This is a genomic window from Caldicellulosiruptor naganoensis (genome assembly GCF_026914285.1).
Taxonomy (GTDB): domain Bacteria; phylum Bacillota; class Thermoanaerobacteria; order Caldicellulosiruptorales; family Caldicellulosiruptoraceae; genus Caldicellulosiruptor; species Caldicellulosiruptor naganoensis.
On sequence record NZ_CP113864.1, the window covers coordinates 705,161 to 722,684 of the forward strand.

16 protein-coding genes and 1 pseudogene are annotated in these 17,524 nt (G+C 35.6%); 16 read left to right on the top strand and 1 reads right to left on the bottom strand.

Going from position 1 to position 17,524, the window contains the following annotated elements; translation table 11 throughout:
- Nucleotides 1-66 precede the first annotated feature (66 nt).
- The 16 genes and pseudogenes from OTJ99_RS12385 (at nucleotide 67) to OTJ99_RS03440 (ending at nucleotide 16,157) form a co-directional block, all read left to right on the top strand.
- A complete protein-coding gene (locus OTJ99_RS12385; RefSeq protein ID WP_272508297.1) occupies nucleotides 67-540 on the top strand; it encodes a response regulator in 474 nt (157 codons plus the stop codon).
- 43 nt (nucleotides 541-583) lie between these two features.
- Nucleotides 584-1,246, top strand: a complete 663-nt coding sequence (locus tag OTJ99_RS03360) for a sensor histidine kinase (RefSeq protein ID WP_045165237.1) — start codon at nucleotides 584-586, stop codon at nucleotides 1,244-1,246.
- 57 nt (nucleotides 1,247-1,303) lie between these two features.
- On the top strand, nucleotides 1,304-1,675 hold the full coding sequence (locus OTJ99_RS03365) for a response regulator (protein WP_268748494.1): 372 nt from the start codon (nucleotides 1,304-1,306) through the stop codon (nucleotides 1,673-1,675).
- Nucleotides 1,676-1,842: 167 nt separating this feature from the next.
- Entirely contained in the window at nucleotides 1,843-3,546 is a 1,704-nt protein-coding gene (locus tag OTJ99_RS03370) for an IS1634 family transposase (RefSeq protein ID WP_045165236.1), read from the top strand.
- A gap of 86 nt (nucleotides 3,547-3,632) precedes the next feature.
- Nucleotides 3,633-4,631: an HDOD domain-containing protein gene (locus OTJ99_RS03375; RefSeq protein WP_052671476.1), complete on the top strand. Its 999-nt coding sequence runs from the start codon at nucleotides 3,633-3,635 to the stop codon at nucleotides 4,629-4,631.
- Between the two features lie 51 nt (nucleotides 4,632-4,682).
- Nucleotides 4,683-5,327 (top strand): response regulator, encoded by a 645-nt coding sequence (locus OTJ99_RS03380; RefSeq protein ID WP_045165234.1) that lies wholly within the window; start codon nucleotides 4,683-4,685, stop codon nucleotides 5,325-5,327.
- Between the two features lie 491 nt (nucleotides 5,328-5,818).
- Complete coding sequence (gene leuC, locus OTJ99_RS03385; RefSeq protein WP_045165232.1) at nucleotides 5,819-7,108, top strand: 3-isopropylmalate dehydratase large subunit; 1,290 nt, start codon at nucleotides 5,819-5,821, stop codon at nucleotides 7,106-7,108.
- Complete coding sequence (gene leuD, locus OTJ99_RS03390) at nucleotides 7,108-7,608, top strand: 3-isopropylmalate dehydratase small subunit (protein ID WP_045165231.1); 501 nt, start codon at nucleotides 7,108-7,110, stop codon at nucleotides 7,606-7,608. Before leuC ends, leuD begins: the two co-directional genes overlap by 1 nt.
- Entirely contained in the window at nucleotides 7,601-8,668 is a 1,068-nt protein-coding gene (leuB, locus tag OTJ99_RS03395; RefSeq protein WP_045165230.1) for a 3-isopropylmalate dehydrogenase, read from the top strand. The genes leuD and leuB overlap by 8 nt, the downstream gene beginning before the upstream one ends.
- A 111-nt stretch (nucleotides 8,669-8,779) precedes the next feature.
- Nucleotides 8,780-9,910: an aldo/keto reductase gene (locus tag OTJ99_RS03400; protein ID WP_045165229.1), complete on the top strand. Its 1,131-nt coding sequence runs from the start codon at nucleotides 8,780-8,782 to the stop codon at nucleotides 9,908-9,910.
- Between the two features lie 129 nt (nucleotides 9,911-10,039).
- Complete coding sequence (gene rpsF, locus OTJ99_RS03405) at nucleotides 10,040-10,330, top strand: 30S ribosomal protein S6 (protein WP_045165228.1); 291 nt, start codon at nucleotides 10,040-10,042, stop codon at nucleotides 10,328-10,330.
- 15 nt (nucleotides 10,331-10,345) lie between these two features.
- Nucleotides 10,346-10,828, top strand: a complete 483-nt coding sequence (locus OTJ99_RS03410) for a single-stranded DNA-binding protein (RefSeq protein ID WP_045165227.1) — start codon at nucleotides 10,346-10,348, stop codon at nucleotides 10,826-10,828.
- Nucleotides 10,829-10,863: 35 nt separating this feature from the next.
- Nucleotides 10,864-11,139 carry a 30S ribosomal protein S18 gene (gene rpsR, locus OTJ99_RS03415; RefSeq protein WP_045165226.1) on the top strand — a complete coding sequence of 92 codons (276 nt, stop codon included), beginning with the start codon at nucleotides 10,864-10,866 and terminating at the stop codon, nucleotides 11,137-11,139.
- Between the two features lie 263 nt (nucleotides 11,140-11,402).
- A complete protein-coding gene (locus OTJ99_RS03420; RefSeq protein WP_045165225.1) occupies nucleotides 11,403-12,419 on the top strand; it encodes a LacI family DNA-binding transcriptional regulator in 1,017 nt (338 codons plus the stop codon).
- Nucleotides 12,420-12,856: 437 nt separating this feature from the next.
- Nucleotides 12,857-14,670: pseudogene (locus tag OTJ99_RS13000) on the top strand (L-fucose isomerase).
- A 26-nt stretch (nucleotides 14,671-14,696) separates the two neighbouring features.
- Nucleotides 14,697-16,157, top strand: coding sequence for an alpha-L-fucosidase (locus OTJ99_RS03440; RefSeq protein WP_045165224.1), 1,461 nt, complete (start codon nucleotides 14,697-14,699; stop codon nucleotides 16,155-16,157).
- A gap of 64 nt (nucleotides 16,158-16,221) precedes the next feature.
- Here OTJ99_RS03440 and OTJ99_RS03445 read toward each other — a convergent pair whose 3' ends face one another.
- Entirely contained in the window at nucleotides 16,222-17,355 is a 1,134-nt protein-coding gene (locus tag OTJ99_RS03445) for a glycerate kinase (protein WP_045165223.1), read from the bottom strand.
- Nucleotides 17,356-17,524: the final 169 nt, after the last annotated feature.

Consider the following 17,524-nt stretch of genomic DNA (forward strand, 5'->3'; position numbering starts at 1 on the left):
TAGACAGTTGATACTTGAGAAAAAGCAATTGAGCTAATTGGTAAAGATGATATTGACATAGTATTTTTGGACATAGTTCTACCAGGTGTAAGTGGATTTGATGTTTTGAAATTTATAAGAAGAACTAAAGAATATGGTGATATTTATGTCATTGTTATGACATCGCTTGACGACGATGAAGTTATAAAAGAAAGCTTTAGCCTGGGTGCAAATGATTTTATAAGAAAGCCAATAAATCAAATTGAACTAACTTCTCGACTGAGAGCTGCTGTAAGGTTGAGAAACTACCAATATCTCTACAAATCAGCTTTAAACGATTTACAAGAGAAAAATAAGGAATTGATAGAACTGACGAAGAAGTTAAAAGAAACTCAAGATGTTTTAATCCAAAACGAAAAGATGTCTGCAATTGGTCAATTAGCAGCAGGTATTGCACATGAAATTAATAATCCTTTAGGATTCGTAATAACTAATATGGGAACATTAGGAAAATACATTGAAAAATTTAAAAAGTTAATAGAGGAGTACGATAAGGTTTAGTAAAAATATCTGTAAAAATATCTGTAATGGTAATCAAATAGATATGGAAGGTGTTATTGAAAATTGCAGGAGAATCAGTGAATTTAAAAAGCAATTTAAATTTGATTTTATTATAGAAGATGTAGACCAGCTTTTGAGTGAGACAATGGATGGACTGAGGAGAGTTGCACATATTGTTCAGACATTAAAGAAATTTGTACGAAGTGGGTTGGATGGTCAAGCAAGCTATGAAGACTTAAATGATATTATAGAGGAAACTCTATTGATTGCAAGAAACGAACTAAAATATGATATTGAAGTTATAAAAGAATATGGAGAAATAAGGCAAATTTATTGTAATCGTGGTGAAATAGGTCAAGTCATACTGAACATTTTAATCAATGCTGCTCAAGCAATAAAGTCACAGCCAAATAGGACACAAAAGGGTCATATTTGGATAAAAACATGGGAGGATTCTGATTTTGTATATTGTTCTATAAAAGACGATGGTCCTGGCATAAAAAAGATATACTTGAAAAAGATTTTCGAACCTTTCTTTACCACAAAGGATGTTGGGAAAGGAACGGGGCTTGGGCTAAGCATTTCATATGACATTATTGTTAACAAACATGGTGGGGATATTTGGGCTGAAAGTGAAGAAGGACATGGTGCTACTTTTGTATTTGAACTTCCTATAAAGTCGAAATTATTGGAAAATCAAATTTGAAAAGTAGTGGGATAGACGATGTCGAAATCAATCCTATTTGTTGATGATTAAATAAATATATTAAAGGCTCTTAATAGAGCGTTTTTGGATGAGGACTATGAAGTATTTTTTGCCCAGAATGCTGAAGAAGCATTAAAAATTATGGAAGAAAGCCATATTGATTTAATAATAAGCGATATGAGAATGCCGAATATTTCTGGGTTTGAATTGCTAAAAATTATTAAACAAAGATATCCTAGTACTATTCGTGTAATCTTGAGTGGATATGCTGACGAAAATCTTGTTTTCAGAGCTCTCCAAACAAATATTGCAAAGCTTTGCATTCTAAAACCATGGGATAATGAAAGACTTAAACAAATAATTAGAAATATATTCGAGTTGGAAGATTTGATGAAAGCCTTGACTTTGTCAGTTAAGAGGTGTTTTTGAGCTAACAAAAAATAACAAAGTCTTAATTTATGCGGGTTTCAAGAAGAGAAAAATAAAAAATTTTAAAAAATGTAGGGACAAATTTTAGCTTAATATATACTGAATTTGCTTGACTTTTTAAATATTTTGTGGTACAATATAACAAACTATCTTCAAGGAGTTGCCATATGTTTGTCAAAATTACTAATGCTGGCGGTTATCAGTATGTTAGGTTAGTCGAAAATTACCGTGAAAATGGTAAAGTAAAGCAAAGAGTACTATTTAACTTTGGTAGACTTGATATTCTCAAAGATGACCCCGCTTTTAAAAACATTGTAAAAAAACTATCTGATATTGTCGCTGAAACAACTACTGAGAATGCAAAAGCTGTTACTATTGAATCTGAAGAAGATATTTCGGATGCAGTTGTAAAAAACTGGGGATACATTGTATACAGAAAGTTATGGCAGGAGCTTGAAATTGATAAGTTTTTAAAAGGGAAAGCAGCAAAAGAGAGAAAGATAAAATTTGATGTAGACAAAGTAAGTTTTTTAATGACCATACAGAGATTGATAGAGCCAATGAGCAAACTAAGAACTTATCATCAGAGAAGCAAATATTTTGGATTTGAAGAGGATATAGATTTGAATCAATTGTACAGGTGTTTAGATTTTCTTGACAGTGTAAAAGAAGATTTAGAGACATACCTGTATCAGAGAAATAAAGACTTATTTAAGATGGTAGTTGATGTAGTGTTTTATGATGTGACGACAATATACTTTGAGAGTTGTAGAGCGGATGAACTTAAAAATTTTGGGTTTAGCAAAGACAACAAGGTAAATGAAGTGCAAGTTGTATTAGGGCTTTTGGTGGACAAAGAAGGCAGACCGATAGGGTATGAACTTTTTCCTGGTAATACGATAGATAGCAAGACGATGGTAAAGATACTGAGGAAGCTGAAGGAAAAATTTAGTATAGATAAGATAATAATAGTAGCAGACAAAGGGCTTAACAGCAGAATAAATTTAAAGATGATAAAAGAAGCTGGGTACGACTATATAGTAGCAAGCAGATTAAAGAATGCAAGTAAAGAAATTTTAGATGAAGTTTTTAATGAAGAAGGATATAAAAGACTTGATGGCAAAAGATGTTTGAATGCTGAAGAAATTTATGGTGATGAATTCAAATATAAGGTATTGGAAAGAACAAATATTGTCAAGGATGAAGAGGGTAAAGAGTTCAAAATAGAAGAGAATTTGATAATAACGTATTCAAGCAAGAGAGCCAAGAAAGACAAAGAAGACAGAGAGAGATTGGTAAGAAAAGCCAAAGAGCTTTTAGAGAACAAAGGAAGCATAACAGCCTTAGAAAAGAAAGGTGCAAGGAAATATTTGAAGAAGAAATCAAAATCAGAAGAATATGTATTGGATGAGGAAGCGATAAAACGAGATGAGAAATTTGACGGTTATTATGCAATTCAAACGAGCAAAAAGGATATGGATGTAGAAGAGGTTTTAGGAGCATATCACGATTTATGGAAGATAGAACAGTCATTCAGAGTAATGAAAAGCTGTTTAGAAGTGCGACCGATATATCACTTTACAGAAAGCAGAATAAAAGGACATTTTGTGATATGTTTTTTGGCATTTTTACTGCAAAGGACATTGGAATATATTTTGAGGAGAAAAGGTAAAGGAATAAGTAGTGAAAGGATAATGGAAGCAATATATTCAATGAACTTTTTTGAAATAGAGATAAAAGGGAAGAAATATTTGATAAAGCAAAAAATTGAGGGAGGAGCTGGAGATATACTGAATGTAATGAAGATAAAGGGTCCAAAAAACTTCATGACATATGAGGAAGGCTTAGAATTTATTGGTATTAGCAAATGATGTAGTGACAAAATTGAGGTCCATATTTTGTCAATCCCAGTCCTCCCAAGCTTTTTGAGCTTCAAACTGACAAAGTCAAGAAAATTATGGAAGAAAGCCATATTGATTTAATAATAAGCGATATGAGAATGCCGAATATTTCTGGGTTTGAATTGCTAAAAATTATTAAACAAAGATATCCTAGTACTATTCGTGTAATCTTGAGTGGATATGCTGACGAAAATCTTGTTTTCAGAGCTCTCCAAACAAATATTGCAAAGCTTTGCATTCTAAAACCATGGGATAATGAAAGACTTAAACAAATAATTAGAAATATATTCGAGTTGGAAGATTTGATGAAAGCCAAAAAATGTTTAGAAATAGTAAACAACATTGACTATATCTCTACATTAAAGGACTTATATCTCAAAATTACAAGGGTGATAGAAGACGAATTAGGTATAGATGAGATAATAAAAGCTATTGAAGAAGACCCTGCAACTTCATCTAAAATATTACAAGTTGCCAATTCAGCTTTTTACAATTTAAAAACTGCTTCTGTAAAACAAGCGGTAGTGTATTTGGGATTAGTAAATGTAAGGAATATAGTCTTGAATGCAACTGTTTTCGAGTGTTTACCCAGTGGAAGCAGCAAATCTTTGTTATGGCAACACGTTAATATTGCAAATAATCTATTTTATTACCTGTATGACAATGTTATAAAAAAAAGAGTCCATGACTCTTTTGCCTCTGCAGGTTTGCTTCATGGGATTGGACAATTGATTTTGCTTAAAGCATATCCTCAGAAATTTTTAGAATATCTTGATATCATAAAAAAAGAAAAAGGAACAATTGATTACGAAAAAACCGAGCTTGAATTGTTTGGAATCACTCATACAGAATTAGGAGCAGTACTATTAAATTGGTGGGATATACCTTATCCTGTAGTAGAAGCTGCTCTATTTCACCACAAACCATATGATGAAAGGATTATTCATAAAGAATTGGTTTGTACTGTTAATATTGCATGTTATTGTGCATGGGATATTTTAGAAATTCGGAGTTTTCAAGAATATCCTTTTTACTCTATTTTGCCAAGAAATTAAATTATGGTTTTTAGAGAATACTTACAAAAAAGAATAATTTGAGATGGGAGTTTGAGAAAAAAGAAGAAGTACACAGTATTATTTGTTGATGATGAGGATAATATTTTGAGCGCTTTAAAAAGAGCATTAGTTGATGAAGAATATAGGTGCCTTTTTGCAAAAAGCGGTGAAGAAGCATTGAAAATATTAGAAAAAGAAAATGTCCATGTTATTGTTGCTGACATGAAAACGCCAGAAATGGATGGTCTTACTCTGCTCAAAATTGTAAAGCAAAAATATCCTAAAATAGTTAGAATTGTATTATCAGGATTTACACAGCTTCCTCAAGTTTTGGCTGCCATCAACCAAGCAGGAATCTTTAGATTTATCACAAAACCGTGGAATGTAGAAGAAGAACTCAAAGTGGTAATAAATCAAGCAATAGAATATTATGTAATCCAAGAAGAGAAAAAAGAGCAAACAAAAACTCTTGAGAAAAGAAATGAGATGTATGTCAATGTTTTGAAAAACACAGAGAAAAAGTTTAGAGAGCTAAAGCAAAACTTTGACATTTTAAGAGATATTATTTCTTATCAAAATTCATATTTTATTCAGCTTTTAAAAACTGATAGAAAGAAAGACACTATTCTCTTCTTGTTGGAAAATATGAAAGAACAACAGCAAATTTCATTTCACTGTTACCCATCTATCCAATAAAGTTTGGCATGGAGAGGTTAATGAGAGATTTGAAAAAACTATTGAAGAAAAATTTGAAGGCAATAGCAAAATCAAAATAGAAGTAAAGAATACAGCAAAATACACTTTTGAAGGATATTACAGTGTATTATTATTTACATTAATTGAGATTATGATGATTTTGAATCAATGTTGACTTAGATTCGGTTACCACTATGAGTATTGATTGTGTTGACAATAAATTGGTTACTATAATTTCGATTCCAGCAAAAATAGAAGAAAAACCACTTCTATATATACTTTCGCTTACTCCTTTTACATCTGTGTTGAAAAGAACTTTAAGAATTAATACACAGAAGGAAAATAATGTAAATATTCAAATTGAATGTTCACCTGATTATTATTGAAAAAAACATTAACTAATACATAAAGTATACAAATTTTCGTGATGAAAATAATTTTAGCGACGTTTATAATTTTATAAAAACAAAAAATAGAGGTGGCTACTTGCTATGTCAAAGCCAATGACAATGTCCCAAAAGATTTTGGCATACCATGCAGGCAAAGAATATGTTGAGCCAGGCGATTTGATATTTGCAAATGTTGACTTAGTTTTAGGAAATGATGTCACAACACCTGTTGCAATAAAAGAATTTGAAAAGATAGGTGTTGATAAGGTTTTTGACAAGGACAAAATCGCAATAGTTCCAGACCACTTCACTCCCAATAAAGATATAAAATCTGCTCAGCAGTGTAAGATGGTTCGCGAGTTTGCTAAAAAGTATGAGATTACAAACTACTTTGAAGTTGGCGAGATGGGCATTGAACATGCACTCTTGCCCGAAAAAGGCCTGGTTGTGCCTGGCGATTTGGTAATTGGTGCAGACTCTCACACCTGCACATATGGGGCATTGGGTGCTTTTTCAACAGGAATTGGTTCTACTGACATGGCATGTGCAATGGCAACAGGAAAGTGCTGGTTCAAAGTCCCAGAAGCTATCAAGTTTGTTCTCTACGGCAAGAAAACTGGCTGGACATCAGGCAAAGATATTATCCTTCACATTATTGGTATGATTGGCGTTGATGGTGCACTTTATAAATCCATGGAGTATACAGGTGAGGGATTAAAATCTTTGTCTATGGATGACAGGTTCACAATTGCTAACATGGCAATTGAAGCAGGTGCAAAAAATGGTATATTTGAGGTTGATGAGAAGACAATTGAGTATGTAAAACAGCACTCAACAAAGCCTTACAAAATCTTCAAGGCAGATGAAGATGCAGAGTATTCAGAAGTTTACGAGATTGACATCTCAAAGATAAGGCCAACAGTTGCATTTCCACATCTTCCTGAGAACACAAAGACAATTGATGAGATAACAGAAAAGATTTATATAGACCAGGTTGTAATTGGTTCTTGCACAAATGGAAGAATTGAAGATTTGAGAATTGCAGCAAAGATTTTGAAAGGAAGAAAGGTTAAAAAAGGCCTTCGCTGTATCATCTTCCCTGCGACACAGAACATCTATAAGCAGGCATTAAAAGAAGGACTCATAGAAATCTTCATTGATGCAGGTTGTGTTGTTTCAACACCTACTTGCGGTCCATGTCTTGGCGGGCACATGGGAATTTTGGCAGAAGGCGAGAGAGCTTTGGCTACAACAAACAGGAACTTTGTTGGCAGAATGGGCCACCCAAATAGTGAGGTTTATCTATCATCGCCTGCCATTGCAGCAGCATCAGCGGTTTTGGGCTATATCGGCTCACCTGAAGAGCTTGGGATGAAGGGAGATGAAGAGTGATGGTTTTCAAAGGGAAAGCTCACAAGTACTATGATAATATTGACACAGATGTCATTATTCCTGCAAGATATTTAAATACATCTGACCCTGCTGAGCTTGCAAAACATTGCTTAGAAGATTTGGACAAAGACTTTGTGAACAAGGTTCAAAAAGGTGACATTTTGGTTGCAGGTAGGAACTTTGGCTGTGGTTCGTCAAGAGAACATGCGCCAATTGCAATAAAAGCATGTGGAGTTTCATGTGTTGTGGCAAAGTCGTTTGCAAGGATATTTTACAGAAATGCCATAAATATTGGTCTTCCAATTGTTGAATGCGAAGAGGCAGTTGATGGAATAGAAGCTGGTGATGAGGTTGAAGTTGACCTTGCCACAGGTATTATAAAGAACCTCACAAAAAATAAGGAATTTAAAGCAAAACCATTTCCTGAGTTTATGCAAAATATAATGAGAGCAGGCGGGCTGATAGAATTTGTAAAAGGAGAGTTGAAAAAAGATGCATAGGATAGCTGTAATTCCTGGTGATGGAATAGGTCCTGAAGTTATCGAGCAGGCACTGCTGGTTCTTGACAAAGTGTCTTCAAAGTTTGGAGTTAAATTTGAGTATATCTTTATTGACGCTGGCGGATGTGCCATCGACAAGTATGGGGTGCCAATTAGAGAGGAAGATTTGGAACTTGTTAAAAAATGTGAGGCAACACTATTGGGTGCTGTTGGCGGACCAAAGTGGGATGGACTTCCTGGAAATTTGAGACCTGAACAGGCTCTTTTGAAGCTCAGAGGGGGACTAAAAGTTTATGCTAACCTGCGTCCTGCTGTGCTGTATGATGAGCTAAAAGACTCATCACCACTCAAAAAGGAGATTGTAGACAAGGGCATTGATATTCTGGTTGTCAGGGAGCTAATTGGAGGAATGTACTTTGGACCAAAAGGAAGAGAAGTAAAAAATGGCGATGAAGTGGCTTATGACACAGAGGTGTATTCAAAAAGTGAAGTTAGAAGAATTGCAAAGGTTGCGTTCGAAGCTGCCAGAAAGAGAAAGAAAAAAGTAACCTCTGTTGACAAAGCAAATATATTAGAGTCTTCAAGGCTCTGGAGAGAAACTGTTGAGGAGGTTGCAAAAAATTATCCGGATGTGGAACTTGCTCACATGTATGTTGACAATGCTTCCATGCAGCTTGTGAAAGATCCGTCACAGTTTGATGTAATACTTACTTCTAATATGTTTGGGGATATTTTATCAGATGAAGCATCAATGATTGTAGGTTCAATTGGGATGCTTGCCTCAGCTTCCTTAGGCGAAGGCAGTGTTGGACTTTACGAGCCAATTCATGGCACAGCACCAGACATTGCAGGGCAAGATTTGGCAAACCCAATCGCAACAATTTTATCTGCTGCAATGATGCTGCGCTACAGCTTTGAGATGGAAGATGCTGCAAAGGCTATAGAAAATGCAGTAAAGATTGCTCTCAAAGAAGGATATAGGACAAAAGATATCTACACAGAAAATTGCAAACTGGTTGGAACAAAGCAGATGGGAAAAATCATTTGTGAAAATATTTAAAAGCTGCAGAGAAATTTCTGCAGCTTTTTTGTATTTATATTTTCAAAAAGGTAAGGTAAAATATAAACATCACGCACTCTAAATAAACGGTTACTGGGGAGGAGTGTTTTAATGAATTACAGGCCCTTTGGAAGGACCGATTTCAAAGTATCAGCTCTTGGTTTTGGCGCAATGCGACTTCCCATACTTGACGGTGACAACTCTAAGATTGATAAGGCCAAGGCTATTGAAATGCTTCGTTTTGCAATGGACAATGGAATCAATTACATTGACACAGCGTATGTATACCACGGGGGGAACAGTGAAGTTGTGGTTGGTAAAGCTTTGAAAGGAGGATATAGAGAAAAGGTCAAGATTGCAACAAAGCTTCCTGTCTGGCAGGTAAATAATTTTGATGATGCTGATAGGATTTTAGATGAGCAGCTAAAAAGACTTGATACAGGCTATATTGACTTTTATCTTTTGCACGCTCTCAACAAAGACCACTGGAAAAAGCTAAAAGAGATGAACATTTTCAGATGGGTGGAAAAAGTTATTAATGAAGGCAAAATAAAGTATATAGGATTTTCATTCCATGATGATTTAGCTACATTCAAAGAAATAGTGGATAGCTACAACTGGACATTCTGCCAGATTCAGTATAATATTCTAAACAGGAACTATCAAGCAGGAGAAGAAGGATTAAAGTATGCTGCGGCAAAAGGTTTAGCAGTTGTCATCATGGAGCCGCTTTTGGGTGGGAAGCTTGCAAAAGAGCCGCCTCAAGAGATAAAAGAGCTCTGGGAGAAAGCACCTGTCAAAAGAACACCTGTTGAGTGGGCTTTGGCATGGCTTTGGAATCAGAAGGAAGTATCAGTTGTTTTAAGTGGTATGAGCACATTGGAGCAGGTAAAGCAAAATATCGAGTATGCAAGCAAATATGATATAGGGTGTCTTACAGCCGAAGAACTTGAGCTTGTTGAAAAGGTTGCGCAAAGGTACAATGAACTGAGAAAAGTCAACTGTACAGAGTGCAAATACTGTATGCCATGTCCACAGGGTGTTGATATTCCTTGGAATTTTAGCATTTACAATCAGGCAAGCATGTATAACATGTATCAGGAGATGAAAAATGATTATACAAAGAAAGAAAAAGAGAGAGCAGAAAATTGTGTTGAGTGTGGCGTTTGCGAGACAAAATGTCCACAAAACCTTCCAATAAGAGAAATTTTAAAAGAAGTTCGCGCATATTTTTCAAAGTAAAAATAGGTTATTTACTTTAAAGCGCATTTTGTGATAAAATACTGCATGTTGTGGGAAGAAAAAATTACTCTTCCCTTGCTCCCAAAAAGTGATTTGGGGGCCTTTAAGTCTATAAGGGAGGTGAAAGCTGTGGTTGAAAGAAAGTATGAAACAGTGTTTATAATAAGCCCCACACTTGATGATGAGGCAAGAACAAACCTCATCGAAAAGTTCAAGAACCTTATCTCAAGCAATGGGCAGCTTCTTACAGTAGAAGAGTGGGGAAAAAGAAGGCTTGCATACAAGATTAACAAGCATGCAGAAGGATATTATGTGCTTATGCAGTTTATAAGCAAGCCTGACTTCCCTCGCGAGCTTGAGAGGGTTTACAGAATCACAGATGGGGTTATCAGGTTTTTGATTGTAAAGCTCGAAAAGTAAGAGGGGGCGGCTTTTTTGAATAAAGTTATTTTAATGGGTCGCTTAACTCGCGACCCTGAGTTTAGATTAACTGCTAACAATACCCCCGTTGCAAACTTTACACTTGCTGTTAATAGAAGATTTAAGCGCGAAAACGACCAGGATGCTGATTTTATTCCCATTGTTGCGTGGAGCAGGCTTGCTGAGTTTTCGAAGAATTACCTAAAAAAAGGCAGGCAGGTAGTTGTAATAGGAAGACTGCAGCTTAGAACATGGGATGATGAGTCAAATCGACGACATTATATTACAGAGGTAATTGCAGAGGAGATATACTTTGCAGAACCAAAGCCAAAAGATGTTCCAGCAGAGGCTGAAGCAGATGTAAAAGAGGAAGATATCCTGCCAGACTTAGACGAAGAGGTACTTGACAGTGAGCTTGAAAACTTCTTTGAGGAAGATATAGATACCTCTTCGAAACTGGAACTTGACGAAAATCCAGAAGATGACTTGCCGTTTTAAATAAAAGTAAAAAACTGAAAAAGGAGGGAAGATGGTTGACAAATCAAAATCAGACCCAAACCCAAACTACTCAGACTGTAGAAAAGGTAAGCTCAAGACAGAAGAAAAAGAAAAGGGTTTGTTCTTTTTGTGTTGAAAGAATATACGACATAGACTACAAGGATGTAAATAGATTGAAAAAGTTCCTTACTGAAAGAGGCAAGATCATGCCAAGAAGAACAACAGGAAACTGTGCAAGACATCAAAGACAGCTAACAAGGGCAATTAAAAGAGCAAGAATCTTGGCACTTTTGCCGTTTATAGTTGAATAAATACTACAAGCCTCTATGCCTGAGACAGAGCATAGAGGCTTTTTGCTCTGTGTGCAGTTTTCTAAATTATAAACTACCTTTTTGTAACATAAATTTTGTATTTAAAACATCAATAAGCTACTCAAAAAGTTTTTCGCATAGTTATTCAAAAAGCAAAATTTATTTTTAGCATTCTGCTTGACACTATTATACATGTTGTAAAATTGTTGATTTAAAAAACTTTATAGTGATAAAATAATAGCAAAATAGTTACCCAAAAGAAGGTGATAAAAATTCCAGCCACCATCAAAGACATTGCTCGCTACACAGGCTTGTCAATTGCAACAATTTCAAAATACTTAAATGGAGGAAATGTGCTTGAAAAAAATAGAATATTGATTGAAGAAGCCATAAAAGCCTTGGATTTTGAAGTGAATGAGATTGCAAGAGGCTTGAGGACAAACAAGACTATGACCGTGGGTGTGCTTATACCTGTATTTGAACAGTTTTTTAGCACTATTATTTCAAGTTTGGAAACAATCTTGCTTGAAACAGGCTATAGCGTTGTTGTGTGCGACTATAAAGATGATGAGAAATTGGAAAAGGAGAGATTTGATTTTCTTTATAAAAAAAGAGTAGATGCTCTTGTAGTTGTTCCCACTTCTTTGAGGGGCTGTGATATAAGAAAAATTGTAAAAAGAGATATTCCAATAATAGCAATTGATAGACCAATTCCAGATTATGAGTGTGACACAATTGTTGTAAACAATTTTGAAATTTCATACAAAGCGGTAGAAAAACTTATCACTATGGGACATAGAAAAATTGGCATAATATGCGGTCCACAAAATATTTATACAGCAAAGGAAAGGCTGAGAGGTTACATTGAGGCACACAAGGATTATAACGTGGAAATAGATGAGGAGTATATAAAATTTAGTGATTATCACAGTATGGAATCAGGATTTAAAAAGATGATGGAGCTTTTAGAGAAAGATAATCCTCCTACTGCAGTATTCATCACAAATTACGATATGACTGTAGGGAGTATAATCGCTCTGAATGAAAAGGATGTCAAAATTCCCGATGAACTTTCTGTTATTGGATTTGACAGCATTGAAATAGCAAGAATGGTAAAACCACCACTATCTTTAGTGCTACAACCAACAGAGGAAATTGGCAAGGCTGCGGCTGAACTTATTTTAAAGAGACTAAAAGGTGATAAAAGCGATTTTCCTCTCTTTAAAAAGTTGGATGCACAACTTTTGATAAAAAAATCTATACGAGAGGTCAAGTGTTGATTTTATTGGTTTTAAGATGATTTAGAGTGTTTTTGACTTATTTTTTATTCAATTTATTTGTTATTGACAAGGAATGTATCAAAGAATATAATAAAATCAAAAATAAAATTTTCATTTTGTCATGGTTTGTGAAACGTTTAGCATATGGTGAGAGAGTTTTAGTGATAATTAACTTTCTATTTTTATAGTAAATAGAAAATTGCGATATACAATTAGGACTAACGGACAATTATATAAAAGCTTGGTGCAAAAAATTAGTTAAATATTGACAAGTTGTAAAATAGCATATATACAATAGCATATATACTTTAAAGACAGAATGAATAGCGTTATAATTATTTTTCTAAAACAAAAGCTAAACGTTTCATATACTTTCCTTCCATTTTGCCAATATAGTTTTGGATCTCAAAAACTGAAAGAAAGGAGAAATAGCAAAAATGTCAAATGAAAGATTGAATGTTTCATAGGTGAAAAAAGATTTGTTGAAGATTACCCCAAGGTGGGTATAAGACCAACTATAGATGGAAGATATGGTGGAGTAAGAGAGTCTTTAGAAGAGCAGACGTGGAGATTAGCAAAATCGGTAGCAGAATTTATTGAAAAGAATGTTTATTTGCCAAATGGCGAGAAAGTAAAGTGTGTGCTCCCTCCTCGGTGTATTGGTGGTGTTGTTGAGGCAAGAATGGCAGATGAACTTTTCAAAAAAGAGGGAGTAGGCCTTTCTATAACAATCACACCTTGCTGGTGTTATGGTTCAGAAACAATGGATATGACACTGGATATTCCAAAAGCTGTATGGGGATTTAACGGTACAGAAAGACCGGGTGCTGTATATCTTGCTGCAGTGTCGGCCGCTCACAATCAAAAAGGGTTACCTGTCTTTAAGATATATGGGAAGGATGTTCAAGACAAAGATGATTTTTCAGTTCCTCAAGATGTCCAAGAAAAGATTTTAAAGTTTGTAAAAAGTGCTTTAGCAGTTTCTATAATGAAAAATAAGTCCTATCTTTCAATTGGAAACGTATCGATGGGAATTGCGGGTTCTATTGTTGACCCTGACTTTTTTTGAGGATTATCTTGGGATGAGAGTTGAGTATGTTGACATGTCAGAGATAATAAGGCGAATAGAAGAAAAGATATACGACCAAGAAGAATTTGAAAAGCAATACAGTGGGTGAGGAATAATTGTAAGGAACGAGAAGATCCTAATCCACCAGAGAAAAGAGTTGACAGAAAAAAGAAGGATGAGGTATGGGAATTTGTAGTCAAGATGGCTATAATAACGAGAGATTTAATGGTTGGTAACAAAAAACTTGAAGCATTAGGTTATCCCGAAGGAGCACTTGGACATAATGCAATTTTAGCAGGATTTCAAGGACAGCGGCAGTGGACAGATCATTTTCCAAACGGTGATTTTATGGAAACAATTCTCAACTCCTCATTTGACTGGAATGGACTGAGACAGCCCTACATACTTGCAACTGAGAATGATAGCTTAAACGGTGTATGTATGTTATTTGGGCATCTTCTTACGAATACAGCTCAAATTTTTGCAGACGTTCGAACATATTGGAGCGAAGGTGCTATTTATAGAGTCACTGGATGGAAACCAGAAGGACTTTTGGAAAATGGGGTTATTCATCTTATAAATTCAGGTTCAGCAGCACTGGACGGAACAGGTCAGCAAGAGATTGACGGCAAGCCTGCTATAAAACCTTTCTGGGAAATCACTGAAGAAGAAGTTAGAAAGTGTTTAGAAGCAACAAGATTCTATTATGCAAATTTGGGCTATTTTAGAGGTGGCGGATTTTCAACAAAATTTGTGACAAGAGGTGGTATGCCTGTTACAATTTCAAGATTAAATATTGTTAAAGGGTTGGGACCTGTTCTTCAGATTGCAGAAGGCTGGACAGTAGAACTTCCTCCAAATGTTCATGAAATACTTGACAGAAGGACAGACTTGACATGGCCAACCACATGGTTTGTTCCAAAACTAACTGGCAAGGGAGCGTTTAAGAGCGTATACTCTGTGATGGAAAACTGGGGAGCAAATCATTGTGCAATAACCTATGGACATGTGGATGATTTGTTTATCACATTGGCATCTATTTTAAGGATTCCAGTTTGCATGCACAATGTAGAAGAAGAAAGAATATTCAGACCGAGTGCTTGGAGTGCTTTTGGAACAGAAGACTTAGAAGGTGCAGATTTTAGAGCATGCAAAAATTTTGGGCCACTTTATAAGAAATAATTTGTGTACAAGGAGGTCTTTTACACATGGAGGAGTATTTAAAAACCATCCAACAAGGTCCATTCTCACCAACATGGGAATCTTTACGACAATTCAAATGTCCTCAATGGTTTTTAGATGCCAAGTTTGGTATTTGGGCGCACTGGGGGCCTCAATCGGTTCCTATGTATGGGGACTGGTATGCACGCAATATTTATAGAGAAGGAGAGCCACAGTATTACTATCATTGGCGAAAGTATGGGCATCCATCAAAAGTAGGTTACAAAGACATTGTTCAGATGTGGAAGGCCGAAAAGTTTAATCCAGAGGAATTAATTGATCTGTATATAAAAGCAGGGGCAAAATATTTTGTTGCTCAGGCTGTTCACCACGATAACTTTGATAACTGGAATTCCCGATACCATAGGTGGAATGCAGTAAATATGGGTCCCCAAAAAGATATTGTTGGAATGTGGGCAAAGGCTGCAAGGGAAAGAGGGCTTCCGTTTGGTGTATCAGAACATTTAGCAGCAAGCTTTTCATGGTTTGCACCAAGCAAAGGATGTGATTCAAAAGGACCATATAAGGGTGTTCCATATGATGGAAATGACCCTGCCCATGAGGATTTTTATCACCCAAATAAGGACGAGTATGAGCTAGAAAAACAGCATGGAAAGATTGTCAATTGGTACTCACAAAGTGCACAGTGGCATATGAAATGGTTTTTAAGAATAAAAGATTTAATCGACCAGTATGAACCAGACTTTTTGTATTCAGATGGTGGTGTTCCATTTGGTGAGATTGGTCTGAGTATAGTTGCGCATCTTTACAATACAAGTGCCAAGAATCACGGTGGTATAAATCAAGCAGTGTACACTCAAAAAGACACAAATCCGGATGTGTATAAAATTGGTGTTTTGGACATTGAACGTGGAGCAGCCGAAGATATTCTACCTCATCCATGGCAGACAGATACATGTGTAGGTGGCTGGTTTTATGATGTAAGAGCTGTATATAAAACTGCTGAGCAGGTAATTGAAATGCTTGTTGATATTGTCAGCAAAGGTGGAAACCTTCTTTTAAACATTCCACAAAAACCAGATGGCACACTGGATGATGAGTGTCTTTATATTCTTGATGAGATTGCAAAATGGATGAAAGTAAACGCAGAAGCCATATATGCAACACGTCCATGGATAAGATATGGAGAAGGTCCGACAAAAGCTCAAGGTGGAGCTTTCCAGGAGAAAAAGCTCGAGTGGACAAAAGAAGATTTTAGATTTACACAAAAAGAAGGGAAAATTTTTGCTTTTCAAATGAAGTATCCAGAAGATAACAGAGCAATCATCAAAAGTTTGGGACTGTCAAGCGGTATCTCTGTCAAAGAGGTAAAACTTTTGGGTTTTGAAGATAAGCTTGAATTTGAACAGCTCGATAACGCACTGATAATCAAATTGCCAGAGAAGTACTCCAGCACAGGATATCCACATTGTTTTTGTATAAAGTAAAAACTTTCCTTTTTCAGGGCTATTCCAAAAAAAACGGGATAGCCCTGATGGTTTTATCTGCTTTTTAAAGTTTTTTTGCCCTTAAAATCAAATTCACAATACTTTTTGTAGTTTCTTTCAAAAGCCGTGGTGCTTCTTTGAGACATCTGTCAAGCGATGATGCCATATCAACGATAGAGAAAATTGAAGTTATGCCTTCTTTTGAATATTCTTCAAAAGGACAATCAATAGAACCTGAAATAACAATTACCATTTTGCCGAACTTTGCCCCAAGTCTTGCAATTCCAATTGTAGATTTTCCAGATAGGCTTTGTCTGTCAAATCTTCCTTCACCGGTGATGATAATATCTGCCCACTTGACATGTTCTTCTGCATTTGAAGCGCTGAGTATATAATCTATTCCTGATACGTATTGAGCGTTCAAAAAAGCCAAAAGTGCAAATCCTAATCCCCCTGCAGCACCAGCTCCGCTTGACAGCGATAAATCTTTTCCGAGATACTCTTTGGCAACATTTGCAAAATTCCTAAGTCCCATATCAAGAAGCTTTACAGCATTTTCGTCTGCCCCTTTTTGGGGTGCAAACACATACGCTGCACCGTTTTCTCCATAAAGTGGATTTGTAACATCACACAAAACTGTAAATTTTATCTTAAGAACATCTTTCAAAAATTCTGAATCATCAATCTTTTTTATTTTTACCAAGTTTTGCCCAATTGGTTTTAACTCATTTCCATTTTCGTCCAGAAATTTCATGCCAAGGCTATTTAGCATCCCAACTCCTGCATCATTTGTTGCAGATCCACCAATGCCAATGATGATTTCTTTCACTTTCTTTGAAATTGCGTATTTGATGAGCTCGCCAACACCGTATGTTGTTGTGTAAAGAGGATTTCTTTCTTCATCTTTTAAAAGAAGAAGTCCTGAACATTCTGCCATTTCAATAATTGCTTTGTCTTCAAAAAATCCTATCCTGCTTTTTATCTTCCTAAAAAGAGGGTCATTTACCTCAACTTCTTCTATCTTGGCACCGAAGATTTTAGACAGAGCTGTCAGAGTTCCTTCTCCACCGTCGGCAAGCGGAAGCTGAAAAACTTCTGCGCTTTTGTCAACCTCAATAATAGCTTCTTTTATTATCTCAGATGCAACTGAAGCGTCAAACGACCCTTTATATTTATCCGGTGCAACCAAATATTTCAATAACATTTCCTCCTTTCTTGTCAATCTTATCAATGCGAAGTTTACATTTATATTTTACCAAAATTCTTGTCAAATTCCTTGCATTTTTAAAATAAAAGTATTTACTTATGCTTAGTTAAAAATCGTTCTCCAAGCAATTGACATTGACAATATAATGTATTAGAATATT

Bases quoted from the DNA above. Each gene is read 5' to 3' on its own strand.
- OTJ99_RS03360 (WP_045165237.1), top strand. From the start codon at position 584: ATGGAAGGTGTTATTGAAAATTGCAGGAGAATCAGTGAATTTAAAAAG.
- OTJ99_RS03370 (WP_045165236.1), top strand. From the start codon at position 1,843: ATGTTTGTCAAAATTACTAATGCTGGCGGTTATCAGTATGTTAGGTTA.
- OTJ99_RS03375 (WP_052671476.1), top strand. From the start codon at position 3,633: ATGGAAGAAAGCCATATTGATTTAATAATAAGCGATATGAGAATGCCG.
- leuC (WP_045165232.1), top strand. From the start codon at position 5,819: ATGTCAAAGCCAATGACAATGTCCCAAAAGATTTTGGCATACCATGCA.
- leuD (WP_045165231.1), top strand. From the start codon at position 7,108: ATGGTTTTCAAAGGGAAAGCTCACAAGTACTATGATAATATTGACACA.
- leuB (WP_045165230.1), top strand. From the start codon at position 7,601: ATGCATAGGATAGCTGTAATTCCTGGTGATGGAATAGGTCCTGAAGTT.
- OTJ99_RS03400 (WP_045165229.1), top strand. From the start codon at position 8,780: ATGAATTACAGGCCCTTTGGAAGGACCGATTTCAAAGTATCAGCTCTT.
- OTJ99_RS03440 (WP_045165224.1), top strand. From the start codon at position 14,697: ATGGAGGAGTATTTAAAAACCATCCAACAAGGTCCATTCTCACCAACA.